This is a genomic window from Paracoccus sp. NFXS7 (assembly GCF_040148865.1).
Classification (GTDB): domain Bacteria; phylum Pseudomonadota; class Alphaproteobacteria; order Rhodobacterales; family Rhodobacteraceae; genus Paracoccus; species Paracoccus marcusii.
On record NZ_JAKEKV010000012.1, the window covers coordinates 1 to 25,472 of the forward strand.

Genomic DNA, 25,472 nt, shown 5'->3' on the forward strand with positions numbered 1-25,472 from the left:
GTGACGGCTCGACGGCATTGGGCAATCGCGCGCGCCATTTTCGGGACCGGCTTGGAGAGGGCACCGAGGGGATGAGCGAGGAGGCCCGTCGCCGGATCGAGACGGCACGCCGCAAGGCACTGGATGCCAGCGACGCGGCCAGCCGCCAGATGGCGCGGGCGAACAGGCAGGTCGCCCGCAGCTATGACAACGAGCCCTTGCTGTTCGGTGCGCTGGCACTGATCGGCGGCGCGGCCTTGGGTGCCCTGTTGCCCGGCACGCGGCAGGAGGACGAGCTGATGGGCGACTATCGTGATCAGCTGTTCGACGAGGCGGAGGCGATCTATGCGGAGGAGAAGAGCCGCATCGGAAACGCCGTATCAGCTGGGCTGGACGAGGCGAAGTCAGCCGCCTCCAGCGTCGTGGCCGCCGCACAGGACGAGTTGACGGACGCGGAAGAAGGCAAGGCATCCTCCGGGTCCGGCCATTCCCAATCCTCCACGGCCCCCCGGACAGCCGGTTCCCCGACAGGTATGCCGGGGTCGGCAAAAGTCTAAGCGTCCAAAGCCTCTTTGGCAGCCTCGCGTCAGCGGGGCTGTCGTCTTTGCAAAGCGCTGTTCCGACCCGAGCTTGTCGTGATCGTCGGCGTTATCTTTACCAAAGAAGAAGTGCGGCACCGGATACCAGGCTGCAGTGTTCCAAGGCACCATTTGGCGAACTTGATGGTGACACCATCATATATCAGACTGGGTCAAGATATATCAGCGAACTCTAAGTTCGCCATAAGGATCTGGGCAATCTCTGGCAAGCTTCGGCTAATCCCGATCATAGAACCAATTGCGGCATTGTCTAATTCCATCGTAATAGATGGCAAAAAACCACTATTGCATAGGAACATTTGTCTTTAATAGTGATTGTACGATAACCGCACCGTAGAGCAGTGCGGTGGGCGGACGGCTTAGAGATGGTGTTTTCAATAATATCATCTATTGTAGTGTTTCAAATGTCCTTGGCAGTGCAAGTGCCGTTCGCCTCCTCACCGCCCGTGTTTTTTATGTAAAAAATATTGATTTACTTAAATATTTAAAGGTTCTAAGAAAAATCAATTGAATAATTCGTCTTACAGGGGTGCCCAAACAAAATTTATGCATAAATATGTCAAATGACGCAGCTACGCGCTATCATTTTCGAATCCGCATGTCATAAATTTGTTAAAATACACCACTCCCAGCATAGCTCTTAATATTTATATGACGCACTATTTTCTATCACAACGTTCCGAAGTATATTTTCGCATTCTGGATCGCATTTTATTCTCCCACCATCGATCAGTGACGTTCAAAGGAGAATTCAGCGGTGAGGCCACGACATTACCATTTATAGTATGGGTCCTTCCGGAACTGATCCAGGGCCAGCAAAACGGTGTCAATCCAAAGGAACGCAAACGGCTTTCCTGTCCTTGAAAGGAGCCGCTCCTGCACGCCCTTCCCACTGCTTGCTGAGGAACTTCGGAATGATTGCTCATATCTTGCGGCGCGTGGCGTCCCTCCTCGTATGGCTGCTTGCGATCTTGCTCGTCTGCGTGACGCTCCTGCCGTTGTGGAACACCAACGAATGGTGGGTCCGGGCGATGGGATTTCCGCGCGTGCAGATCTTCGCCGCTGCCTGTGCAGTGATGATCAGCGGCCTTTTCCTGAAAAGACCTTCACGCCTGGTCATCGCATTGGCCATGATCGGGGTCTGCAGCTATCAGGCATGGCGGGTCTATCCCTATACGCCCTTGGCTGCTCCGGAGATGGCCCTCGCCGCGCCGGCCCCTGACTCGATCAGGGTCATCACGGCAAATGTTCAGATGGGCAACACGCGGTACCAAGACGTCATCGACACGATCGAGCATTACGATCCGGACATCCTGCTGCTGCTGGAAACGGATGAGGCGTGGCTTGCCGAACTCGAGCCGATGCTGTCCCGGTACTCGACCGTCGTGCGCCAGCCGCAGGACAACTATTATGGACTGGTGTTCGCCACCCGGCTGAGCGTCGATGAGGCCCGGGTCATCGAGTTGACGAATGACAGGACGCCATCCCTCTTCGCACGCCTGAGAAGCTCCGACGGACAACCGTTCCATTTTCTGGGCCTTCACCCGCGACCGCCGATCCCCGGAGAGGACACGGATGATCGCGACCGTCAGATCTATGCCGCGGCGAAGTTCGCAGCGATGGATGACATGCCTGTCGTCGCGATGGGCGATTTCAACGACGTGGCCTGGTCCGATACCTCACAGACATTCAGGCGGGTCGGAGGGTACCTCGATCCCCGCATCGGGCGCGGGTTCTATGCAAGCTTCGACGCGAACAGCTGGTTTCTCCGGTTTCCGCTGGATCAGTTCTACGCAACGCCCGACGTCGCCGTCGTCTCGATCGAACGCCTCGAGCATGTCGGCTCCGATCACTTCCCGATGGCCGCCACCTTCCGCGTTAATCCCGATCTCGCTGCGACGCTCAACGTCGCGCCGCAGCCCCTGACGGAAGAGGACAGGGATCTGATCGATGATCTGGATCTGGAAAATTCGGAGACGCTGGAGTCAGACAAGTGACTTTTCAACTAGTCTGTTTTGTCCATGCTTAAGATGAGAGGTGGCTGCGCCGCGGAAAGCAATGGATGTGCAAACACAATAGCGATCGGGCACACATTTATTGTATGCTAAGCAACTTGCCTTCCACCAGATCTAGGATTTTCTATGCAATCATGACTCCCGGAGGCAAGAACCATGACGCGTAGAAGTTAGCTGGATAATGCATCTGCGCTCAAGCAGCGCCGGAAATATAAGATAGTCCGCGATAGCGCGGCGGTCATCTTTCTTCGAGACGGGTATGCAGGGGCCAGCGTCGACGACATCACCCGAGAGGCCCGGGTATCCAAGGCAACGCTCTACAGCTACTTCCCCGAGAAATCGCTGATGTTCCAAGCGGCGATGCAAGCTGAGCTTCACGATGCGTTTCAGAAATCCCCGTTCGACAAGCTTTCAGACAGAAATGTTGCCGAGGTCCTGCCACGAGCCCTGACGGCGCTCGCAGACTGGGCGGTGGCACAGCAGAGAGTACGTCTTCTGCGGACCATCACGGCCGAGGGTGTACGCTTTCCACACATCGCGGCAGCCTATGACGCTGCTCTTGCCACCCGCATCATTGGCCCCCTCAAGGCACATATCGATACCTGGATCGAGCGAGGGCAGATCGAACGTCAAGACAGTGATCTCTCGGCGCGTCAACTCGTGGCCATGGTCTTGGGGCAGGTCCAGCAGCGTGCCGTGATGACCGGCTCAGGGCTGACAAAGGAGCAGTTGATGACCTGTGCACGGGCTGCGGCGGAATTGTTCCTGCGGAGACATGCCGGCACGGGCTAGTAGGCGGTCTAAGCAATCGTCCTTGATCCACACGGTTGGGGATACCCGTGAAGGCTCCACGCGCGAACACCGCGCGCCTTGCAATCAAGTCTGCGCATAACCTACAAGCCGCCCATCAAGCGTTTAAGTAAGAGAGATCATCGTACCCTTGCCCGATCAGACTGCGACCAGACTTCGTGAATGCCCCACAGTTCCCTTCAGGGTGATCGATGACAGATCTGCGGTAAAGGTTGGAATGCTGCTGGCGGCGGCCGCCACAACCCTCATCATGATCCACATCACCACTTACAGCATGATCTTTCTGTACGGGTACAGCGAGAACGGGCTTGCCGGGGTGATCTATTCCTTCGTGAACCTCGGTGGTGACAACTCCATTTCCGAAAATCTCAATCACGGGATGCTGTTCATCTGTTTCTCATCCTTTCTCTATGTTTTTCACAAAACCCGATCCCGCTTATCACTGTTCCTGTTCGCGTTCTTTGCCTTTGCCTGGTTCGATGACTCCTGTCAGTACCACGAACGCTTGGGAATAATCCTGGCACATGCGTTCGAACTCCCCGTGGTCTTTGGTCTGAGAGAAAAGGACTTGGGAGAACTACTGGCATGGATGCTGGCGGCGGCAGTTTTGGCGTCCCTCGGCATCTGGGCTTACAGAGGCCGGCGTAATGGCGACGGAGCCATTCTAAAGTTTATTGCCTATCCTATAGTCCTCCTGATCTTCTGCGCAGTGGTTTTCGACCTCGCCCATATTATAATGCCGGGAGCGTTGGCTGACGTCATCTTCACGGCCCTGGAGGATGGTAGCGAGATGATGTCGATTGCGGCTGCGGCTACGGTATCCATCGCGGTCCTTGGAAATTACGAGAAGATCTATAACGACGGTGCATTACGACCGCTCAGATAATTGCGGGCGACTCCGACCTATAGCACACATTATTTTTTCAGGTGTTGATGCTCATAAGCCTCATCCCTGTCAGGGGTGCCGAAGTGTCGCCACCAGCGATAACGCATGCGTCCTGAGCTATCTGTGTTTCTCCGGTGGGAGCAGATCGGGGTTCCAGACGATTTCCCAGAGGTGCCCGTCCGGGTCCCGGAAATAGCCGGCATAGCCGCCGTAGAACGTGTCCTGTGGTGCCTTAACCACCTGGGCACCGGCACGCTCCGCCGCTGCCATGCACTGATCTACCTCTTCGGGTCGTGCTACATTATGGCCGATCGTGACGGCGGTCGGGCTGATCGGCTGAACTGGCAGACCGGAGTCATGAGCAATGTCAGCCTGCGCCCATAGGGCGAGCTTCAGCCCGCCGGAGAGATCGAAGAAGGCTACCGCCCCATGCTCGAACTCCTGCCCGATGATGCCGTTGGTCGGCAGCCCAAGCCCATCGCGATAAAACGATAGTGAACGTTCAAGATTGCTGACGCCCAATGTGATGACGGAAATTCGCGGTTCCATGTCATGCCCCTGCCATTGGCATCCGCACCATGCAGACGCCTTCACAGTCATGGGCCGTTGCATGCAACGGAAGGACCCGCAGGGCGGGGGCCGGGCCAACCGTCCCGAGCCTAACCTGTTTTAGACGTGTACAGGGTAAGCCACGGTTTCGATTGCGGTCAACTGATGCTGAACCTTCAAACCGTCGCCACAAGCTGGCATGACCGCCCCATAGCGTTGTGCGATCTTAGATCATGAGATCGGCAGGCTCCGTCCCGGCCTCGATGGCCTCACGAAACCAGGTCGGCTGCCGGCCACGCCCCGTCCAGACCTGATCCGGATTGCTTGGGTTGCGGTACTTAGGCGCAACCGGGCCACGCTTTGTGATCTTGGTCTCCGCAAGTTCTGAGAGGGAAAACCCGTATTCACGGGCCTTTTCCTCAAGGTCGCGTCTGGCTTCCGCTTTGAGGCGGTCACCATAATTGGCAATGGCCTTGTCGAGGTCCCGCTTGAGACGCTTCAGATCCTCAAGGCTCATGGTGTCGAAATCAATATCAAACATAGCTACCCTTACATTTTCGGTCGACGCCAGAGTTATGTGCCATCAAATCCGAAATGAAGAGGGCATATAGTAAGGAGCGACAAATATTTATTCTCATGCGTAATGTACAATTACTTTGCATTTTAGGGCCATAACAAAAATCTATCAGATCTCCTGAACCCAAAAGAAGGGATTGAAAGTTATCCATTCTGGCGGGCCATGGGATCGTAATGCCTGTTCGGTTCAGTTTTGTAACAGGGATAAACCACGTGATCCGTTCAGAACTGCTGGCAAAGCTTCGCCAGGAAAATCCTCATCTGTCCGCACTTGCCGCGGAGAAAGCTTTGGACACGATACTGGATGAGATTGCCGAGACCCTGAGTCAAGGTCACCGAGTGGAGCTGCGCGGGTTCGGCAGCTTCTTCACCAAGGTCCGGGTCGCTCGTGTGGGTCGCAATCCAAGAACGGGCGAGGCAGTGGAGATAGCCCCCAAGCGCCACATGCACTTCAGAGCTTCCAGGCAACTCCTTGCGCAACTTAATCGACCCGCAACGTAAGTTTGATTCCTCTTACCCTCCTGACTGCGGTGGAAAGCATCCGACCGAGGCGTTTCTATTTTGCGGACTGTCGCGGCCTCGAACACGGCGCCAACGATTGAGCGAAGTAGGCCCAGTGTTTTATCGGCCGCGGAATCATACTCCTAGGAGGGGTCTGCCTCTAAATCACCATTTCCAAACCGCCATTCCATTGGACAAACGGGTCGATAGAACCGGCTCACGCACCTTCTTGCCGATAACATTTATTTGCCGGAACGCCCCTTCGGAAGCGGCCGTTTCTTCCGCATCTGAGGTGCCGCGTGGCACCCGTGTCTTGAGGAGGAACACGCTATGGCAAACGACTATAACGACCGCGATCGCATGAGCCGTGCCGGCCAGGGCTACGGCAACCGCGACATGAACAGGAACGATCGCGACTGGACCGACAAGGCCGCGGACGAGGTCAAATCCTGGGTCGGCGATGATCAGGCCGAGCGTCGCCGCGACATGGATGAGATGCGCGAAAATCGCGATCGGTACCGTGATCGCCACGATTACTCCGATCGCTCCGCATCATACGACCGTGGCTATGGCCAGAGCAGCAGCTACGGCCGTTCGAATGATGGCCAGGGTCGTCGCGGCGGCATGGGCCCTGATCTTCGTGCCGATCGTGCCTTTGATCCCTACGGCTCGAACGGCGGCTACGGGCGTGACAACCGCTCCTACGGGCGCGGCTATGCCGACCGCAACGAGGAACGCGGGTTCCTGGATCGCGCAGGCGACGAGGTGGCCTCGTGGTTTGGCGACGAGGAGGCCAGCCGCCGTCGCGAGATGGACAAGCACCGCGGCACCGGCCCGAAGGGCTACGTCCGGTCGGACGAGCGCATCAAGGAAGACGTCAGCGAGCGCCTGATGGATGACGGCCAGCTGGACGCCTCGGACATCGAGGTGATGGTTCAGGACGGCGAGGTCACGCTGACCGGTACCGTTCCGGAGCGGTTCGCCAAGCGTCATGCCGAGGATGTCGCGGAGCGCGCCTCCGGGGTGAAGCACGTGCAGAACAACCTGCGCGTCGCGTCGTCTGGGCAGACCGAAACGGCAGCCGCGTCGCCCCTGATCGCCGATCCGACGCGAGACCGCGGCATTCTGTAAGGTCTCGGCATATCGCAGACCCATACTGCGGCATCACGAGCCAATATGAACACTCAGCGGGCGCCTTACCGGCGCCCGTTTTCTATTGATGGTGCGGCATTCAATGCACTCTTTCGGGTCAAGATATTTAGTCAGACGATGGATTGGCCCTGCTTGAGATTGTCACGGGGCAATCGCCCTCGCAGAGCCGATGAGGCACCGCTCTGTTTGTAGCGGTAGGAATGCGAACGCTCTCCGTCAGGAGCCTCCAGTTCCTTCAGGATCGGACAGTCGGCACGGTCATCACCGGCGCAGCTGTCCACCAGCGTCTCAAGCGTGTCAGCCATGTCCTGCAGCTGGGCGATCTTGCGGCGCATGTCCTCGATCCTCGCCTTCGCCAAGGCCTTCACATCCGCACTGCGTCGCGCCTCGTCGCGCCAGAGGTCGAGCAGAGCGGTGATGTCAGCGATTGAGAACCCCAGATCGCGAGCGCGTGCAATGAACCTCAGCATGTGAACATCACGGGGCGTGTAGTCACGATACCCTGCCGCCGTTCGAGATGCAGGCACGATCAGCCCGACCTGCTCGTAGTAGCGGATCATCTTCGCAGAAAGGCCGGAGCGCGCCGCAGCATCCCCGATGTTCATGGCCGATGGCTCCGTCACCTCTGTCTTCGACAGTAAGATCGGCGGCATCGCGCCGGTCAATCCAAATCACACATTCGTAGGACCGTTGACGTTGTCACGGTTGGAATGCTCATCTGCCCTCCCGGCCTTGGAGGATGCCGGGAATGAGAAAGCAACATGGTTTGGGGCAGGGAGGTGCAGCGCGTTCCCTCCGGTATCGTCAATGATCGATCGTGAACTGCGCGACCAGTTCCTGGCAGCGGGGGTGCCCGAGGCGCAGGTCGATGCGATCCTCGACTACTTCGACCTTTACGGCGGCGCCGCCGAGATCACGTCAGAGGCAGAATACCGAAACGGCATGGCCATCTATGCAGCATCCGACGCTCACCTTGCCCCTGATGATGTTCACAGTGCTGTCGCCAGATACGTCATTCACCTCGGTACGCGCCTGGCGGAATGGGACGATGGGCATGCATCTTCGGGAAAGTCTCGCTGACCTTCGCGGGGACACAGGGCCCGTGATCAGGACAACAGGGTTGGCGACGTGGATGGTTGCTGCATCCGTGTCGCTGATGATCGTCTTTCGGCGGCAGTCTGGAGCGCTTGCTCCAATTGAGCAGCAAGAGCGATCAGTACGAGGGAATGCCGGTGAGAGAAACGTCGCATTGGCCTTGCGCCAGGGCCGCTGGAAGCCTCTTCTCATGGGGCTTGGATCGAAGAGGATCCGATAGGCCCGGACACCACGCTTCGTCCAGTGCATCCCTTACGGTTGCAGCGAGTTCCTCATGGAGGGCATCCTCCTGATCCTTCCGCAGGGGCTCTGTCTCCAGCGGTGCATGATAAGCTTCTGTAAAGGGTGGCACAGGCGCGAGGACGCGAGGCTTTCGGGATGTCATCGTCGTCTTCCTTGCCATTCCTTCATCGCTTCAACCTACATTGGTCAGGATGTTTCCAGTTCTGGAAGGTTTTGATCAATATCACGCGGCCTGTCGCCGTCAGGCCACGGCCCATCCTGGGCAGGACAGGCCGGCATGAAGATTGATGCTGTTAATAATGCTCAACAATCGCAAAGGCAGGTGCAAATTCCGTCGCGTGACAGCTAAATAGGCAGAAGACATTTTCTCTGAGGCTGATTGACTTGACTGATGCACCTGCCCGCAAGGGATCGTCGCAGTTCCCATTGCCCCCGACGGACAATCCGTTCGCTGCGGCCTTTGCCGCGACCCGCATGCCGATGCTGGTGACGGACCCCGGACGGGCGGACAATCCGATCATCTATGTCAATCAGGCGTTCACGCAGCTGACGGGGTATACCGGCGAGGAGATCCTCGGGACGAACTGCCGGTTCCTGCAGGGGCCCGGCACCAATCAGGACGACGTGGCGAAGATCCGAAAGGCGATCGAGGACAGGCAGAGCATCGAGATCGACCTGCTGAACTATCGCAAGGACGGCACCTCGTTCTGGAACCGGTTGCTCGTCTCCCCGGTGTTCGATGCGGCGGGGCAGCTGACGCACTTCTTCGCATCTCAGTTCGACGTCTCGCCGGAGCGGAACCGCCTTGCGGAACTGGCCTTCGAGCATGGCGAACTGGAGGCGGAGATCGCCAAGCGGATGCAAGACATCGCCATGACCGAGGCGCGCCTGCGCTTCGTGCTGGGCGCGGCTGGTATGGGGACGTGGACGTTCGACGTGACGAACAATCGCGCCATCCTGTCCCGTCAGTGTCTGCTGAACTACGGCCGCGATCCTCTGGAGAAGTTCGGAATGGATGAGGTTCGGGCCGTCATCCTTCCCGAAGACCTGGCGCCATGGGAGCGTGCGATCCAGACGGCGATCCGCGACAGGACGGAACTGAAAATCGAGTATCGCGTCACCGGAGCGGAGGGTGACATCCGTTGGATCGAGATCCGGGGACACGTGATCACCGCGCCGGATGATCCGCAGATCACCATGGTCGGCATCTCGCAGAACATCACCGAGCGCAAGGAGGCCGAGGAGCATCGGCGGATGGTGTCGCGCGAGCTGGCGCATCGCGTGAAGAACTCCCTCGCCACGGCGCAGGCGGTCTTCAAGCACTCGCTGCGCGGCGCGACGGATCTGGATGATGCCCGCGACAAGGCCATGGGCCGCATCCAGGCGATGTCGGCCGCCCAGGACCTTCTGACACGCGAAAGCCTGGACAGTGCCGACCTGAGCGACGTCGTCGAGGAAGCCCTGAAACCGTTTCGGTCCTTCGACATCAGGATCGACGGTCCCCAGATCGCCCTGCAGGAGAAAGGCGTCTCGGCGTTCATCCTGGCGCTCTATGAACTGGCCACGAACTCTCTGAAGTACGGGGCGCTGAGTGCCGATGCGGGATCGGTGAGGGTCCAATGGTGGATCTCGGACGATGACCCCGACCGGTTCCTGTTCGAATGGATCGAGCAGGGCGGCCCGCCCGTCAGCGAGCCCAAGCGACGGGGGTTCGGCCGCTCGATCCTAGAAGGCCTGACACCCACTGATCTCGGCGGCACGGCGACCCTCAGCTTCGAGCCGACCGGGGTCAGATACGCACTGGATGCACCGCTGCCCGCCTGAATGTTACGAGACACGCTATCCTGAGCAAACACCGTCAATACGACCTATCTGGAATGGACCGCCGTACGAAGCTGCTCGGGCTGCTCGCCGTTCGGCAGGATCTTCCTGAGATGATCGTGCACGACGTCGGCGCTGAACGGCTTGGTGATGAACTCGGCGCCAGGGGGCAGATCGCCCGGTCCGGGGGCTGTTCCGCCCGACGCGATGAGGATCCCGATCTCCGGCCAGTCGCGGGCACACTGCCGGGCAAGATCAAAGCCCGTCAGGGTGCCTGGCGGCATCTGCACGTCGCTGAACAGCAGCCGAATGTGTGCGCCATGCTCCGCGAGGATCTCGAGCGCCTGTTCTGCCGTGGCCGCCTCATGGCATCGGTAGCCTGCATCCGAAAGAATGTCGCAGGCGGCCATGCGGATCATTGGGTCGTCGTCCGCGACCAGGGCGAAGGGAGCAGTATCGTTCATTCTGAATGACCTCGTGATGGTCGACATCAAGGCATCCGTGGCGGTTTCGTTCCTGTCTATGGACGGCATTCTGCCTGCATGAGCGGACTGCCGGCAGGGCTCCTGCCGTGCAGGTGATCACCCATCTCGGTGGTCGATCTGAAGCACTATGGATCAGGAAGAAGTCTGCGACCTCCGGACGGGTCTCTTCGTTCAGCCGGCCGCGGAAAGGCCAGCGGCATTTGCTTGGTTCGGAGAGCCAATCATGGCCTTCCGGGGCGACCCATAGCCGATCAGCAGCATTACACCCTCGAAATGGTCGGCCTTGCACATCGTGCAGACCCAGTCCGCGCCGAGCGCTCCGTTGCAGACCAGGCAAGGGTCATCGTCGATATCAAAGTCCAGCGGGAATGGGACGGGGACTTGGGCAGTCGTGCACATGGCCGGTCTCCATCCACAGGTGCCCTCAAGATTGTAGCAAATCCTCTACGCTCGCACTGACGGGTTTGCGACACCTCCAAGCCGAAAAGGCAGCCGCTCATGAAACAATCGCGTGTGCAAGCAACGTGCTGCGGTCAGTCCAATAGGGGCGCTGCGGTCTGCATGCATCCACCGTAATCGGCTCTCGCTTCGCACAAACGCTGTAACGACAGACACCGGTGACGCTTTGTCGCATTGCGCAATATCGACACGCAATGTTCACTATATGTTCTTTATTTTCACGTTTTGAAAGGCCGGTTCGAGCCAATTGAGTGAGTTTTGTATCGGCAGTTTCGATGGCTAGAACATCCGTCCCAGAGGAACATCACTTGAAGAAATATGTCATCCGACCCTCTTCCGTATCGCAACCCCTGGATCGGGCTGGCGGGATTTCGATCCAGTTGGGTGCAGGACGTCTGTCGGAGGCAAGCCGACAAGAAAGCATCGAGCGCATGGTTGATGCGAAGGTGGAGCAGGCCGTCCGCATTCTGATTGGGCCACCCGATGAAGGATGATTGCAGCTAAAGGCTTCGGCTCCGGAGACATTATAGGCTGCTGCAACCATCACTACTCCTCACCGCCTGATAAAAGGCAACGTAAGGAACTGCTGGAGGCTGATGCGCTTGAGGAAACAGTTGCGGCGTTTCGCAAACCCCTTGTCCAGATAGGATCATTATGCATCTCTCGACCCTTGGACGTCTGGCTCTTTCGATCGTGGCCTTTTCCCCTGTCCCCTTGGCTGCGCAGGACGCGCCTCTGACGATCGCGATGCATTATACCCAAGCCCAGGCCGCGCCGCTCATCGCATGCCTGGATGCCTATGAGCGTGATGGACAAACGGCACGCTACCAGCAGATTACCTACGGCGACTACCTGCAGACGGTGCTCACCGGGCGCCTGGCCGGTCAGGCGCCCGACATCTACAACGTCAATTCAATCTGGGCTGCGCAGATGGTCGATAACAGCGTTCTGGCCGAACCTCCGCAGGACATGATCCAGTTCGTGCAGGATGGATACAATAGCGGGACGGTTGATGCGGCCACCATCAATGGCACGCTCTGGGGCGTGCCGACCGAAGTGTCCGTTTACATGCTCGTTTCGAACATGGCGCTTTTGCGGGAGGCCGGTTTCGATGCACCACCATCCTCTTGGGATGAGTTGCGGGAGATCGCGAAAGCTGTAAGCACGCGTGACGGTCAGGGGCGGATCAGCACGGCGGGTTTTGCCTTCGCCCAAAGTTCGACCGGCGCAGGTCTCGTGCATCCCTATTACGCCCTGATGTATTCCAGCGGATCGGATATTTACGGCGAAGACTTTTCTACTGCCAATCTCGACAGCCCCGCTTCGCTCGAAACCGCTCGCCGTATGGCAGGCCTGGTCCAGGACGGTATTACGGATCTGTCCATCGATGCCTACGACTTTCCCGCCGGCGGGATCGGGATGGTGATCATGGCCAATTGGGTCGAGAGCGAGATCCGCGATGGTCTCGGAGAGGACTTCGAGAATGTGACGGTCTCGCCGATCCCCATGGGTGAGGACTGGAGGACACTGCAATACGCCTTTTTCATGGGTGTGGACAGTGCGAGCACCCGGACCGAGGCCGCTTGGGATCTCGTACGCTATCTGAACGAGCCTCGTGATGGTGAGCCGTCCTGCGTGGCGCAGATGCTCGATGGCATGGGAGCGTTGACGGCATCCGTCGCCGATACCGCAGCCTTGCCCGCGCCGGATGAGTTCACCGCCCCATATGTGGAAGCCTTGGCCGATGAGCGTGCCATCAGCCAGCCCAACGTCATGCAGGCGGCAGAGATCGAGCGGATGATCGCCCGAACGCTTGAGGAGGTGATCGGCGGCGCCGCAGACCCCCAAGCGTCGCTGTCTGCCCTGAATGGTGAAGTGGAAGACATCCTGTTCGAGTTCTACTGACCGGATGCGCGACGCCACAACGCCTTACGACAACAGGGGTGCCCCGTGGCTCTTTCTGGCGCCCTTGGTCCTCTTCGCGATCATCTTTCTACTTCTTCCCTTGGGCTTCTCGATCTATTTGTCGTTCACCCGCTGGAACCCTCTCGGGACTCCATCTTGGGTCGGCCTGAGGCAATATGAGTTCCTGCTCACGCGAGATGCAAATTTCCTGCGCTCACTTGCGAATACGTTCGTCTTCGCATTGGGTTTCGTTGCGATCGGCGTGCCACTGGCCCTGGGCCTTGCGTTTGCCTTTTACCGGTCGCGGGGCAAGGCGGTCTGGCGATCCATCTACTTCCTGCCTCAACTGACAAATATCGTGGCCGTTGCCTATTTGTGGCAGTTTGTTCTGGATGATCGCTACGGCGTCATCAATCGGGCCCTTGCAACAATTGGTGTCCGCGGGCCCGATTGGCTGAGCGATCCCGTCATGGCGATGGTCTCGATCATCCTGGTCATGGTCTGGTACGATATCGGCCGAAACATGCTGATCTTCTCTGCCGCTCTCGAAGCTGTCGATCAGGAGATCTATGACGCTGCATCCTTGGACGGGGCAGGGGCCTGGCGTACGCTTCGGTCGATCACGCTGCCGATCATCAGACCGGCATTCACCTTCGTGACCATCACCAGCTTCATTACCGGAATGGGATCCTTCGCGCTGATCATGGCCATGACCGCGGGCGGACCGCGGGGCGCCACCGACGTCACGGCTCTTTATGCCTACCGGATGGCATTCGAGGACCTGCGCATGGGCCGCGCATCCGCAGCGGCCGTGATGCTGGCTGTCCTCATCGGCATTCTGGCGTTGGTCCAATTCCGCGCGCTGCGGGAACGCGCATCTCGGCGCAAGACATGAGCGGTGGCTTGCGCCTTGGTGCGGTTGTTATGAAATATGGTCTCCTCACTGTGGGAGCACTGCTGATGATCCTGCCATTCGCGGATATGTTCATCGGTGCTCTCCGCGCACCGGCAGATGTCTACGCCACGCCGCCGCGATACCTGCCTGCAGTGCCGCAATGGAGCGTTTTCGTGCGGGTCTTCGATGAGCTTCCCATGGCACGATGGTTCTTCAATTCCGTGGTCGTGACGACAATCATCACTGTTCTGCAGGTGTCGACCTCAACCATGGCCGGGTATGCCTTAGCCAAGTACCGCTTTCCCGGACGGGCTGCCATCTTTCAGGTCGTGGTGGGAGCACAGATGTTCCCCTTCTTCCTGCTCATCATCCCGACGTTCTTCATTCTTCGGTTCGTTCCATTCCTCGGCGGCAACGACCTTATGGGGCAGGGCGGTACAGGGCTCCTGGGCACGTACGCTGCCCTCTGCCTTCCCTTCGCAGTCACCTGGTACGGTGTCTTCCTGATGCGTCAGTTCTTCATGGGCGTTCCTGACGAACTGCTTGAGGCGGCCCGTCTGGATGGCGCATCCGAATGGCGCATCTTCCGCTCCATCATGCTGCCCTTGGTGAAACCTGCGATTGCGACTCTGACGCTCTTTGCGTTTGTCTACCATTGGAACGAGTTCATCTGGACAATGACGGTGACGCGCGCCGTCCCAGAGCTGCAGACGCTGCCCGTCGGGATCTACCTGCTCCAGGGTGCATTCAACAGTCTCGATCAAAAGGCTTTGCAGCAGGCCGCACTTGCCGTCTCCATCACTCCTGTCGTCATCCTGTTTCTCCTGCTGCAGAAGGCGTTTGTGAGCCAAAACTTCTCAAGTGGCGTAAAATGAGTGCTTTCCTCCAGTTTGATGAAACTAACAGGATACATAACTATGGTTATTTGGTATTATGATACCTCAGTGGCGGGTTCTATCCTGAAACGCGACAAGCCATGATTTGCTGGGCTTTCGCGGATCAAGGAGTTCAACTTGGCATCGCATCTCACCCTCTCCGAGCGCCGCATCATTGCGGGCATGCTGCAGCGCAGATCAGTGTGGCGCAGATCGTCGCCTAGCTCGGCCGGAACGCACAGCTGCCTCCCTGATCATGAATACCCTGCCTCACGTTGATCCCTGACCGCCGGACGGCCTGTTCGCCGTCCACCTGATAGAGGACCGCATAGCCGCTGTCCCCGAACGCGATCAACCATTCCCGAAACTCCGGGGCCATCTTGTCGGCCGGGCGCCCTACTCGCGCGCTGTCTCTATCACGACTGGCCTATGATCTTGAGAACATCGTCAGCCCGATGCTGGCCAGCCTGCTGTTGGCGGTGATCAGTTACAACGCGCTCTTCTTCGGAACGATGGTCGGGTTCGCGGCGTCTGCGGCACTGGTCCTTTCTATTGTGCTTTCCAGTCCGAAGCCCTCCGAGCCGCGCGGCATCTATGATCGCCCGACCCGGGGCATCTGCATCTATCTGGCCACGCCCCGTCTGCGCGGATTGCTGGCGCTGAACATGGCCGCCGCGGGGGCGGCGATGGTCCTGGTCAACTTGGTCATGCTGGCGCGGGGTATGCTTGATAAACCTACCGCCTCGGGTCTGGATAAGCACGAATGAGGTATGAGCATGATACATTTTGATAAGGCAGATGGGCCAGACGCCTGATACGCCCATTGCGGCGACTGAACATCCGGCCCAACTTTAAATTAGGCCAGAGTGGCGGGGTATCCTGCTGCGGCCAGTGCCACTTGAACGTTGTCCGGCTTAGCCCGGCTTTCCAAAGCGATCGTTCGTAACGCCATGTCGAACTCGATCTGTGCCTCGGGGTCGATTGCATGGACGGTCTTTTGCACCGTTGCCTTGCAGTGGCCACAGCTCATGTTGGGGATATTGAACGTCGTCATTAGCTTTTCCTTTTTGTTTTTCTAGAGATCAACCCGCCGCAGGCGGAGGGCGTTGGTGATAACCGAGACGGAGGACAGGCTCATCGCCGCCGCTGCAATCATTGGCGAGAGCAGAAGGCCGGTGACGGGGTAAAGCAGGCCCGCCGCGATCGGCACGCCAAGTGCATTGTAGGCGAAGGCGAAGAACAGGTTCTGCTTGATGTTGCGCAACGTTGCCCGAGCCAGCTTGCGTGCCCGGACGATGCCCATCAGGTCGCCGCCAAGAAGGGTTATCCCGGCACTCTCCATGGCCACGTCAGCGCCCGTGCCCATGGCGATGCCGACATCGGCAGCGGCCAGCGCAGGCGCGTCGTTCACCCCGTCACCTGCCATGGCGATCTTGTGACCCTCGCGGCGCAACTGATCGATCAGGTCTTTCTTGGCTTCTGGGAGGACACCCGCCCGCACCTCGTCGATGCCGAGCTTTCTCGCCACCGCCTGTGCTGTTCGTTCGTTGTCGCCCGTCGCCATGATGACACGTAGCCCCTGAGCGTGGAGTTCGCGGATCGCTTGCGCGGTACTTTCCTTGATTGGGTCGGCGACCGCCACGATACCGGCAAGCGCGCCATCGACCGCAATGAACATCGCCGTCTTGCCCTCGGCGCGCAGAGTGTCAGCCTTCCCTTCGGCCGCGCTCGTGTCCAGATCCATCTCCTGCATCATGGCCGCGTTGCCAAGCGCCACTGCCCGTCCGCCAACCGTGCCGCGCACGCCTTTGCCGGTGACAGCCTCAAAATCCAACGCTTCTTGCCGCACGGCACCCTGCGCCTCTGCGCCCTCCACGATTGCCTCGGCCAGCGGGTGTTCCGAGCCGCGCTCAAGCGCTGCCGCCAGTGACAGCAAGTCCGCTTCGGCCACGTCCCCGAGTGCCACGGTATCCGTCAGCTTCGGCTTGCCCATGGTTAGCGTACCAGTCTTGTCGACAATCAGGGTATCAACCCCCGCCATCCGCTCCAGCGCCTCGGCATCCTTGATCAGTACACCTGCCTGTGCGCCGCGCCCTGCCGCGGTGGTGATCGAAATCGGCGTGGCCAACCCAAGGGCGCAGGGGCAGGCGATGATCAGCACTGACACGGCCGAGGCGATGGCAAAGACCAGCGAAGGCTCGGGGCCGAAAATCAGCCAGACAACGAAGGCGAAAATTGCGATACCGACCACCGTCGGCACGAACACCGCCGAGACCCGATCGGCCATCCCCTGGATCGGGGCCCGGGACCGCCGCGCGTTCGAGACCATCGTTACGATCTGCGCAAGAACCGTGTCGGCGCCGACTTTGCCCGCCTCGATCACAAGGCTGCCGTTCTTGTTGATCGTGGCCCCGGTCACCGCATCGCCGGGACTTTTTTCCACCGGCATCGACTCGCCGGTCAGCATGCTCTCATCCAGGGATGAGCGGCCCTCGATCACTTTGCCGTCCACCGGCACTGCATCGCCCGGGCGCACGCGAAGCCGGTCACCTTCCATGATGTTTTCCAAGGGGGCGTCATATTCCGACCCATCCGGCAGGATACGCCGCGCGGTCTTGGGTGCAAGGTCGAGCAGCGCGCGAATGGCATCCCCGGTACGTTCACGTGCGCGAAGTTCCAGAACCTGGCCCACGAAGACCAGTGCAATAATCACCACCGCCGCCTCGTAGTAGGTGCCGACGCCATGACCCATTCGATAGGCATCGGGAAATACGCCGGGCAGGAAGGTCGCGACGAGCGAATAAAGGTAGGCTGCCCCCACACCCAGGCTGATCAACGTCCACATGTTCGGTGATCGGTTCACAAGTGAATCCCAGCCTCGCCTGAAGAATGGCAAGGCGGCCCAGAGGATGATCGGTGTCGCCAGGATGAATTCGAGATAGCTTGCGGTTTCGTGGCCAATCCAATCCCGCACCGGCAGAGCGACCAATTCTCCCATCGTCAGGATGATCAGCGGCACTGCGGCGGCTGCTGAAATCCACATGCGCCGTGTGAAGTCGGTCAGTTCCTCGCTCGGTTCATCCGAGGGCAGCATGGGTTCAAGCGCCATCCCGCAGATCGGGCAGTCGCCTGGCACATCACGGACAATCTCCGGGTGCATCGGACAGGTATACTGAGCGTTGGCCGGAGCCGCCTTCTTTTGTCCTGCGGCTCTGCCTGAAGCGTAGAACCAAGGATCTACCTTGAACCTGGTCTTGCATTTCTCTGAGCAGAAATGAAACGTCTTGTCTCCAAACACTGCTCGATGTCCGTCAGGCTTGACCGCAACCGTCATCCCGCAGACCGGGTCCTTTGCCGTCTCGGTCCCCGCAGGGATGTCTGGCGACGCGTGATGATGATCGTGATCCATGTCTTGCCAACTTTCTACTGATTTTCGTCCATCTAAGATGCCCGGCGAGTGACACCCTGATTTGACATGATTTAGTTAGCTTCGATGCGGGGAGTGCCCGCAGGTGCGTCGCCATTTGCCTCGATATCGGCGATGTACCGTTTCATTTCTGCGATCTCGTTGCGCTGCGCCTCGATGATCGCGTCAGCAAGGTCCCGGACCCTTGGATCGGAAATATCCGCGCGTTCACTGGTCAGGATGGCGATGGAATGGTGAGGGATCATTGCCTTCATCCAGGCAAGATCCTCAACCGTCTCCTGGCTTCGCACCAGCCAAAGGGACAGAACGAATGCCAAACCGGCGCCCACGAAGATCGCAATGTTTTTCTTCCGATCGGAATACATGCCCAACATGAAGGCGAGCATGATGACCGCCATGACCGATCCCATGTAAATCGCCATCCACATGCGGGTCTGCGAAAACTCGATGTGATCAATCGAATAGGTATTGAGGTACATCAGCCCATACATGACGATGGTCGAGGTCGCGATCATCGCGAAAAAGCGGCCATATCCCATGATATGTCTCCGTTTCTATTTTAGGTTTCTCTTGAAGCCGGAACATTGAGGCTGTGCCTCATGGTCGGAATGATCCATTTTCATCTTCGGCTACAGGCACAGTAGAACTTTTTGCCTGCAGCCGTTTGCGCTGCAAAGCGCGGCTCTCTATCGAATAGCGTGCTCAATGCCCGAGCATCGTAACCTTGATCAGCATCCAGATGGCCATGGCGATCATCATCAGGTTCTCGGTCAGCGAGACGAAGCCCAGGGGCACGTTGCTGTCACCACCGACGCAGGCGCATTTGATCTCTCGCTTGTCGATGTAGACCGCCTTGTAAACCGACACAGCGCCAATGGTGCCGATGAAGAGGGCCACCGGGATCGACAACCACATCAGCGCGCCCGCGACCATCAGGACGCCCGCCAGCCCTTCGGCGAAGGGATAGACGTAGCCGTAACGAACCCACCTCTGGGCCAGCAGGTCATAGTTGAGGAACATCGTGGCGAAACTTTCCACGTCCTTCAGCTTCTGCAGGGCCAGCAGACACATGGCGAAGGCCACAAACCATTCCGCCGCAGCCACAGTGGTCAGCTGACCGAACGCCGCCCAGCTGGTCGCCAAGGCCATGGCGGCAGCCATGGCAAACAGCGCGATCACCGGTCGGTAGGTCGTCGCGCTCTTGTCGCGCACGGTCTTGCCGAAGTGACGCCGCAGATCGTCATAGCCACCGATCCGCTGGTCGCCGATGAAGGTCTGCGGCGTGGTCTGGACGTCATGCTGCTCCTTGAAGGCATCAACCTCGGCACGGGTCGTCAGATGATGGTCCTCGACGCGATAGCCCTGCCGTTTGAGCAGGTCGAGCGACTTGAGGCCATAGGGGCACATGTGCTTGGTCATCACCATGCGGTGGAGGGTGGCCGTCCTGGGCGCTGCAGGTGTCATGGGGAAACCTCAATATCTTGCGAAGACGCTGTTGCCGGAATCGCCCCAGAGAATGACCTCGAAAGGCTCGGACTGGCCGCCCATTTCCATGCCGGGCGAACCGATCGGCATGTCAGGAACGGCCAGACCACCCGCATCAGGGCGCTGATCCAGCAAAATGCGGATGGCATCAGCCGGAACATGGCCCTCGATTACATAGCCGTCGACGAGGGCCGTGTGGCAGGACCGAAGAGATTGAGGAACAGCCTGCTCATCCTTGAAGGCCTCGACGTCGTCGGACAGGGTTTCTTCTACTATGAAACCGCTTTGCCGCAGATGATCGATCCAGGCTCCGCAACAGCCGCAATCGGGTGATCGAACCACTGCGATCAGGGTGTCTTGGGGTGTGGACACCGCCCCCAGCACCGATGTTGCGGGAATAAGGACCGCGGTGAGCGTTCCGATGAACAGACGTCTGTCGATCACGATGTGATCCTTTCGTTGAGGTTAGCGTGGGGACCGGCATGATGTGAGCATCTGCCCGAGGCAGGGTATGCTTCCGTTTCCAGATTATGCAGGATCGGGCAGTCCGGGCGCTCGTTTCCGGCACAGGATCGCACCAGCGTCTCCAACGTGTCGGCCATGTCCGCCAGGTGGGTAATCTTGTGGCGGAGATCCTGGACCCGGGCTTGTGCCAGCGCTTTCACATCGGCGCTGCGCCGGTCGGTGTTGCGCCACAGATCCAACAGGCCGGTGATTTCGCTGATCGGAAAGCCCAGATCCCGCGACCGTGCAATGAACCGAAGCATGTGAATGTCTGCATCGGCGTAGTTGCGATACCCCGAGGCTGTGCGCGCAGCTTGGGGGATCAAGCCGATCTGCTCGTAGTAACGGATCATCTTGGCCGACACACCCGAGAGGGCAGAGGCGTCTCCAATATTCATGGGCTGGGCTCCGTTCGTTTTAGGGAACAGATATGCGGCTTCCCATGATGGGAAGGTCAAGAGCGGCCGCGGGTCTTTTTTGATGGTCTTTAGCAGAGAACCGCGCGGCATCATGCCGCGCGGTTCAAGGCAGGCTCAGTTGGCGTTCTCAGCCAGCCAGGTGGTCATTTCCTCGATCTCACCGACTTGGGCGGCGATGATCTCACCCGCAAGTTCGATCATCTCAGCGTCTTCGCCATGCTCAAGAAGAACCTGGGCCATGTCGATGGCACCTTGATGGTGGGCAATCATCCCGCAAGCAAAGGCCACGTCGGCATCTTCGTTCATCATGCCGTCATGCATGGCAGGCATCGTGACCATCATGCGACGCATGTTCTCCTGAACATGTTCCGGCATGGTTGCCAAGTCCACGCCACCCATCCCCATCATGGCGCCCATGCCGTCAGACTGCGCATCGCCGCCCATCTGTGACCCGTCCATGCTTTCAGCAGGCATATCACTGGCGGGTGCAGCCATGGCGCACTGCTCAGGCATCTGGAATTCAGCGTCCTGAGCAAAGACGGGCGCAGTAAGGCTGGTCGCAGCAATCGCTGCGGCAATAAGGATCTTAATAGAACTCATCTTAGTTCTCCGTAAATTTGAGACATTTGACGATGCTAAGCCTGTTGCTCAGAAAACTGAAACATGCATGACGACATCGTCAGGGCTCAACCCTGCCCTACCCAGTTCCTCTGAGGACATGATACGCCCTGCCGGAACAGGAATCGTATTCGTAGCCCGCGCAACAGAATCCGACCAGTCAGGCCTTTCCGGCGTATTGTCCACGGAAGCTGATGCTCCGCCCCCTGAGCCTGCATTCGATCCTCTTGTGCCGTGACTTGCCTCTTCAGCATATCCGGCACCAGCCATCAGGCTGACCGCAGTAAGAATGGCCACAAATTTCTTGTTCATTTTATCCTCCGAACGGCGACGGTTCGATTATTCCAGAATTTCAGTGATGGTCAGCTTGCCTTTGACCCGGTCGGCCGCAAAGCGGATGCTCTGCCCCTCGCTCAGGCCCTCGAGCATTTCCGGCTCTGCGACCTGGAAGACCATCTTCATGGCCGGCATATCCAGGTTCTTCAGCTCCTCATGATCGACGGTCACCTTGCTCCATTGGGTGTCGACCTTGGTGACGGTCCCGTTGGTGATGTGCGTGTCCGCAAAGGCGCCTCCAGCAGAAAGGATCAGCGCAGCGGCAGTCAGTTGGATCAGTTTCATGGTCAGGTCCTCGCGGTTCAGGATTCGGTGACGTTCAGGGGGCCGTGCATGCCGGACTCGTAATGGCCCAGCATCAGGCAGGCGAATTCGTATTCGCCGGCATTCTTGAAGGTCCACAGGATCTCGCCGGTCTCGCCTGGCTGAAGACGGACCGCGTTCGGGTCGTCGTGTTCCATCTCGGGAAACCTTGCCATCAGCTCCTTGTGCTCGGCATTGGCCTCGACGGTATCCATGACGAATTCATGTTCCAGCTCGCCATTGTTGGTAATCACAAGGCGGACGGTTTCGCCGGAGGCAAAAGACAGTTCCGAAGGCTCGAAGATCATCGTTCCCTCGTCGGTCTCCCGCATCGAGATCTCGACGGATTTCATGTCTGCGGCCCCCTCTGCGGCCGGGGTCCCCATGGCATATTCGTCATGGCCGCCTTCATGGGTACCCGCGGCAAGTGCGAGGGCCGGGAAGAGGGAAATGGCAGTCACCAGCATAAACGATTTCATCGTGTTTCCTTTGTGTTGCTCGATAGGATCAGATCAGCCCAACCGCTTGCCGCCGCGCGGCGTCAGGATGGTTTCAGGGCTGTAGTTGCTGGCATGCTCGGGCAACTCGCCCGTCCATTCCCATGCCTGCGTACCGGGAGGGTTCTCGAACCAGCCCGGATCGGAATAGTCGTCAGGGGCGATACCCTCGCGCACCTTCATGACAGAGAACATGCCGCCCATCTCCAGCGGACCATGCGGACCCCAGCCTGCCATCATCGGGATGGTGTTTTCGGGAATCTCCATGGACATCTCGCCCATGTCACCCATGCCGGCGGTGCCCATCGGCATGTAGCCGGGCTGGTGACGGCGGACCATGTCGGTGACGCGGCTCTTGTTGGCGCCGATGATCGTGGGCAACTCGTGCCCCATGGCGTTCATGGTATGGTGCGACTTGTGGCAGTGGAACGCCCAGTCCCCTTCATGAACGGCATCGAATTCGTAGGCACGCATCGCACCTACAGGAATATCGATGCTGACCTCAGGCCAGCGGGCTTCCGGCCGGACCCATCCTCCATCTGTGCAGGTCACCTCGAAATCATAGCCATGCATGTGAATGGGGTGATTGGTCATTGTCAGATTGCCGACACGCACTCGGACACGGTCGCCTTTGCTGGCGACAAGCGGGTCAATGTCCGGGAAAATGCGGCTGTTAAAGGTCCACAGGTTGAAGTCCGTCATCTCCGCGACGCGGGGGATATAGGTGCCGGGATCGATGTCATAGGCGGCCAACAGGATACCGAAGTCACGATCCACCGGCATGAAGGCCGGGTCGCGCGGATGCACGATGAACAGCCCCATCATGCCCATGGCCATCTGGACCATCTCGTCGGCATGGGGGTGGTACATGAAGGTCCCCGACTTCACGAGATCGAACTCGTAGACGAAGGTCTTGCCCGAAGGGATGCCCGGATGGCTGAGACCCGACACACCGTCCATCCCGGACGGCAGGATCAGGCCGTGCCAGTGAACCGAGGTATGTTCGGGCAGGCGGTTGGTCACATAGATGCGGACCCGCTCGCCCTCGATGGCCTCGATCGTGGGGCCGGTGGACTGTCCGTTATAACCCCACAGGCGCGCGACCATTCCGTCCGCCATGATCCGCTCGACCGGCTCGGCGACAAGGTGGAATTCCTTGACATTGCCGTTCATTCGATAGGGCAGCGACCAGCCGTTCAGAGTTACGATCGGGTTGTATTCAAGTCCGGTCGTCGGGCGCGGCGGCACCTGCGTATAGGGGCTGTCCGTGCTGGCCGCCTCGGGCAGATCGCGAAAGCGTGTCTGCGCCTGACCCATGTTGACGGTCAGGGCCGCAGCCCCTGCCCCGATGCCCGCACCCATCAGTTGTCTGCGATTCATCATTCGTCCTCTCCATTGTCACTTGCGCCACCCCAGATCGCGGCGGTGGCATCCGCCTCGGCCAGCCAGTAGTCGCGCTTCGCCTCGGCAGCGCTCAGCTGGGAGTCCAACCCTTCACGGGCATCGTTCAGAAGCTCGAAAGTGGAGGTCAGCATGCCGTTGTAGCTCAGTAGCGCCTGCTCATCGATTTCCCGGCGCAGAGGCAGGACCTGGTCGCGCCAGTGCAGGGCGATCTGATGCTTGCCCGTGACTGCCGAATAGGCAGACCGCGCCTCCGAGCGGGCATTGATCGCCGACTGCGCCAGGTTATTGGCCGAACGCAGATATTCGAGTTTTCCGCGGCGGGAAATCAGTCCGCTGGTGTCGTAAACCGGAATGCTGAAGGCGACGTCGACCACCGGTGAGCGTTCGTTCTCTCCATCTTCACGCTCGATTTCGACGCCGGCGGCGACTTCTGCATCCGAGAGCATGCGGGTCTGTCCAGTCAGTCGATAGCGCGCGGCCACAGCCTCCAGCTCCAACCGGCCCGCAGCCAAATCGACGCGGTTTTCCAGCGCCAGCCGTTCGATATTGGAACGGTTCGGCGCGCTGCCCGGAAGCGCCGGCAGGCTGTCGGGAACATAGAACTCTGTCCCTGTGCCCCACAGGCCCAGAAGGCGAACGAGCTTCTCTTTCGCAATTTGTGCTTCCAGCCTTGCCTCGGCTCGTTCGGCTGCCAGCTCTGCATTGAACGCATGTTCCCGTGCCTGATCGGCGCGACTCAGCGCACCCGTTTCGCCAAGCTCTGCGGCCAGCTCGGATGCCGCGTCCGCGGCGCCTTGCGCTCGACCGACCAGACCGGCTGCCTCGAACGCACCGACGGCCTCGATCCAGGTCCGGCGGGTTTCATGGGCCAGCGCCAGGGTTTCGCCCGCTGCGGCCAGCTGAGCCTGCCGAAACTCCAGATCGGCGGCCCGCGTGCGCGATCTCTTCGTGACCATGTCCAGAATTGATGACGCCACCGTACCTTCCACGGACCGGGTGACATCTCCACTGACCAGCCCGGACACTGAGATGCCGACGCTCGGTACCGGTCCGAGGGCCGTCTCCCACAGATCTGCAGCAGACATGCCCAGGTCAGCATAACTGGCCTGCAGGCCGGGGTTGTTCAGAAGCGCCACCTGCACCGCCTGTTCGGCACTGATTGTCTTTCCCTGAACAATGGCGCGCACGCGTTGCGCATGAGCCTGCCGTTCAGCCGGCGTCTGAAGCCAGGCTGCCTCTGCCCCTGTCGCCTGTCGGGAGATCCCGGCAACAGTCTCGAACCCTGCCCGCTCGCCGCGGGCCTTGCTCATGGTCACCGTATCCGCACAGGCGGACAGCAGCAGCACTGCGCCCAACGAAAGTCCCAATGCCCTCTTCATTCGACACCCGGGGCTTGGGCATTGTTCAGGTCGGTCCAGTTACCTGGTTCCTGAACGCTGCGGCTTCGATAGGTGATGGCAGGACCTGCCTGCAGGTTTGAAACGGGAGATGTCGTGTCAGCAACGGTGACAAGCCCGGATGACGTATCCAGAGGCGCCAGCGGGGCGCAAGCCACCGCGACAAGCGGCATTGCAGCCGCAAACAGAAGTTTCATGTGATGAATCCGCTTTTAGATCAGAAGGATGGTCGCCGTG

General features: G+C 59.2%; 28 protein-coding genes and 2 pseudogenes. 13 read left to right on the forward strand and 17 right to left on the reverse strand.

Features of this window, described 5'->3' with window-relative positions; translation table 11 throughout:
- From LZ686_RS16310 to LZ686_RS16325, 4 genes and pseudogenes are all read left to right on the forward strand, one after another.
- Positions 1-536 (forward strand): annotated as a pseudogene (locus LZ686_RS16310) (DUF3618 domain-containing protein); the annotation flags it as partial.
- 956 nt (positions 537-1,492) lie between these two features.
- Positions 1,493-2,575, forward strand: a complete 1,083-nt coding sequence (locus LZ686_RS16315; protein ID WP_349548452.1) for an endonuclease/exonuclease/phosphatase family protein — start codon at positions 1,493-1,495, stop codon at positions 2,573-2,575.
- Positions 2,576-2,809: 234 nt separating this feature from the next.
- Positions 2,810-3,385, forward strand: a complete 576-nt coding sequence (locus tag LZ686_RS16320) for a TetR/AcrR family transcriptional regulator (protein ID WP_281282461.1) — start codon at positions 2,810-2,812, stop codon at positions 3,383-3,385.
- A gap of 235 nt (positions 3,386-3,620) precedes the next feature.
- On the forward strand, positions 3,621-4,289 hold the full coding sequence (locus tag LZ686_RS16325; protein ID WP_349548453.1) for a DUF8692 domain-containing protein: 669 nt from the start codon (positions 3,621-3,623) through the stop codon (positions 4,287-4,289).
- 117 nt (positions 4,290-4,406) lie between these two features.
- On the opposite strand, the gene LZ686_RS16330 is transcribed toward LZ686_RS16325, so the two are convergent.
- Positions 4,407-4,838: a VOC family protein gene (locus LZ686_RS16330; RefSeq protein WP_349548454.1), complete on the reverse strand. Its 432-nt coding sequence runs from the start codon at positions 4,836-4,838 to the stop codon at positions 4,407-4,409.
- A 226-nt stretch (positions 4,839-5,064) separates the two neighbouring features.
- On the reverse strand, positions 5,065-5,379 hold the full coding sequence (locus tag LZ686_RS16335; protein WP_349548455.1) for an H-NS histone family protein: 315 nt from the start codon (positions 5,377-5,379) through the stop codon (positions 5,065-5,067).
- Positions 5,380-5,627: 248 nt separating this feature from the next.
- On the opposite strand from LZ686_RS16335, the gene LZ686_RS16340 reads away from it, so the two are divergent.
- Entirely contained in the window at positions 5,628-5,915 is a 288-nt protein-coding gene (locus LZ686_RS16340; protein ID WP_349548456.1) for an HU family DNA-binding protein, read from the forward strand.
- A gap of 330 nt (positions 5,916-6,245) precedes the next feature.
- Positions 6,246-7,046: an SWFGD domain-containing protein gene (locus LZ686_RS16345; protein ID WP_349548457.1), complete on the forward strand. Its 801-nt coding sequence runs from the start codon at positions 6,246-6,248 to the stop codon at positions 7,044-7,046.
- A 131-nt stretch (positions 7,047-7,177) separates the two neighbouring features.
- On the opposite strand, the gene cueR (LZ686_RS16350) is transcribed toward LZ686_RS16345, so the two are convergent.
- Positions 7,178-7,672 carry a Cu(I)-responsive transcriptional regulator gene (cueR, locus tag LZ686_RS16350; protein WP_349548458.1) on the reverse strand — a complete coding sequence of 165 codons (495 nt, stop codon included), beginning with the start codon at positions 7,670-7,672 and terminating at the stop codon, positions 7,178-7,180.
- Here cueR (LZ686_RS16350) and LZ686_RS16355 point away from each other — a divergent pair.
- A complete protein-coding gene (locus tag LZ686_RS16355) occupies positions 7,665-8,147 on the forward strand; it encodes a hypothetical protein (protein WP_349548459.1) in 483 nt (160 codons plus the stop codon). The genes cueR (LZ686_RS16350) and LZ686_RS16355 overlap by 8 nt on opposite strands.
- A gap of 642 nt (positions 8,148-8,789) precedes the next feature.
- Positions 8,790-10,229, forward strand: coding sequence for a PAS domain-containing protein (locus tag LZ686_RS16360; protein WP_349548460.1), 1,440 nt, complete (start codon positions 8,790-8,792; stop codon positions 10,227-10,229).
- Between the two features lie 44 nt (positions 10,230-10,273).
- Here LZ686_RS16360 and LZ686_RS16365 read toward each other — a convergent pair whose 3' ends face one another.
- Entirely contained in the window at positions 10,274-10,717 is a 444-nt protein-coding gene (locus tag LZ686_RS16365; RefSeq protein WP_349548461.1) for a response regulator, read from the reverse strand.
- 761 nt (positions 10,718-11,478) lie between these two features.
- On the opposite strand from LZ686_RS16365, the gene LZ686_RS16370 reads away from it, so the two are divergent.
- From LZ686_RS16370 to LZ686_RS16390, 5 genes and pseudogenes are all read left to right on the forward strand, one after another.
- Entirely contained in the window at positions 11,479-11,664 is a 186-nt protein-coding gene (locus LZ686_RS16370) for a hypothetical protein (protein WP_349548462.1), read from the forward strand.
- 160 nt (positions 11,665-11,824) lie between these two features.
- The gene (locus LZ686_RS16375; RefSeq protein ID WP_349548463.1) at positions 11,825-13,075 is read left to right on the forward strand and encodes an extracellular solute-binding protein; all 1,251 of its coding nucleotides are present in this window, start codon (positions 11,825-11,827) and stop codon (positions 13,073-13,075) included.
- A 4-nt stretch (positions 13,076-13,079) separates the two neighbouring features.
- Positions 13,080-13,970: a carbohydrate ABC transporter permease gene (locus tag LZ686_RS16380; RefSeq protein ID WP_349548464.1), complete on the forward strand. Its 891-nt coding sequence runs from the start codon at positions 13,080-13,082 to the stop codon at positions 13,968-13,970.
- Entirely contained in the window at positions 13,967-14,845 is an 879-nt protein-coding gene (locus LZ686_RS16385) for a carbohydrate ABC transporter permease (RefSeq protein ID WP_349548465.1), read from the forward strand. Before LZ686_RS16380 ends, LZ686_RS16385 begins: the two co-directional genes overlap by 4 nt.
- A gap of 392 nt (positions 14,846-15,237) precedes the next feature.
- Positions 15,238-15,573: pseudogene (locus tag LZ686_RS16390) on the forward strand (MFS transporter); the annotation flags it as partial.
- Positions 15,574-15,701: 128 nt separating this feature from the next.
- On the opposite strand, the gene LZ686_RS16395 reads toward LZ686_RS16390, so the two are convergent.
- The 13 genes from LZ686_RS16395 to LZ686_RS16455 form a co-directional block, all read right to left on the reverse strand.
- On the reverse strand, positions 15,702-15,899 hold the full coding sequence (locus LZ686_RS16395; protein WP_045983763.1) for a heavy-metal-associated domain-containing protein: 198 nt from the start codon (positions 15,897-15,899) through the stop codon (positions 15,702-15,704).
- Between the two features lie 21 nt (positions 15,900-15,920).
- Entirely contained in the window at positions 15,921-18,254 is a 2,334-nt protein-coding gene (locus LZ686_RS16400) for a heavy metal translocating P-type ATPase (protein WP_349548466.1), read from the reverse strand.
- 71 nt (positions 18,255-18,325) lie between these two features.
- Positions 18,326-18,811 (reverse strand): DUF305 domain-containing protein, encoded by a 486-nt coding sequence (locus tag LZ686_RS16405; protein ID WP_045983761.1) that lies wholly within the window; start codon positions 18,809-18,811, stop codon positions 18,326-18,328.
- 163 nt (positions 18,812-18,974) lie between these two features.
- Positions 18,975-19,736, reverse strand: a complete 762-nt coding sequence (locus LZ686_RS16410) for a MauE/DoxX family redox-associated membrane protein (RefSeq protein WP_045983760.1) — start codon at positions 19,734-19,736, stop codon at positions 18,975-18,977.
- 9 nt (positions 19,737-19,745) lie between these two features.
- Complete coding sequence (locus LZ686_RS16415; protein WP_349548467.1) at positions 19,746-20,201, reverse strand: DUF411 domain-containing protein; 456 nt, start codon at positions 20,199-20,201, stop codon at positions 19,746-19,748.
- Positions 20,198-20,659 (reverse strand): Cu(I)-responsive transcriptional regulator, encoded by a 462-nt coding sequence (gene cueR, locus LZ686_RS16420; protein ID WP_045983759.1) that lies wholly within the window; start codon positions 20,657-20,659, stop codon positions 20,198-20,200. The genes LZ686_RS16415 and cueR (LZ686_RS16420) overlap by 4 nt, the downstream gene beginning before the upstream one ends.
- 135 nt (positions 20,660-20,794) lie before the next feature.
- Positions 20,795-21,280, reverse strand: coding sequence for a DUF305 domain-containing protein (locus LZ686_RS16425; RefSeq protein ID WP_349548468.1), 486 nt, complete (start codon positions 21,278-21,280; stop codon positions 20,795-20,797).
- A 48-nt stretch (positions 21,281-21,328) separates the two neighbouring features.
- Positions 21,329-21,610, reverse strand: a complete 282-nt coding sequence (locus LZ686_RS16430) for a hypothetical protein (protein WP_349548469.1) — start codon at positions 21,608-21,610, stop codon at positions 21,329-21,331.
- 27 nt (positions 21,611-21,637) lie between these two features.
- A complete protein-coding gene (locus tag LZ686_RS16435) occupies positions 21,638-21,919 on the reverse strand; it encodes a copper-binding protein (protein WP_045983757.1) in 282 nt (93 codons plus the stop codon).
- A 17-nt stretch (positions 21,920-21,936) separates the two neighbouring features.
- Positions 21,937-22,416: a cupredoxin domain-containing protein gene (locus LZ686_RS16440; protein WP_349548470.1), complete on the reverse strand. Its 480-nt coding sequence runs from the start codon at positions 22,414-22,416 to the stop codon at positions 21,937-21,939.
- Positions 22,417-22,449: 33 nt separating this feature from the next.
- The gene (locus tag LZ686_RS16445) at positions 22,450-23,817 is read right to left on the reverse strand and encodes a multicopper oxidase family protein (RefSeq protein ID WP_349548471.1); all 1,368 of its coding nucleotides are present in this window, start codon (positions 23,815-23,817) and stop codon (positions 22,450-22,452) included.
- Entirely contained in the window at positions 23,814-25,148 is a 1,335-nt protein-coding gene (locus LZ686_RS16450; RefSeq protein ID WP_349548472.1) for a TolC family protein, read from the reverse strand. The genes LZ686_RS16445 and LZ686_RS16450 overlap by 4 nt, the downstream gene beginning before the upstream one ends.
- A 65-nt stretch (positions 25,149-25,213) precedes the next feature.
- On the reverse strand, positions 25,214-25,432 hold the full coding sequence (locus LZ686_RS16455; protein WP_139085877.1) for a hypothetical protein: 219 nt from the start codon (positions 25,430-25,432) through the stop codon (positions 25,214-25,216).
- Between the last annotated feature and the right edge of the window lie 40 nt (positions 25,433-25,472).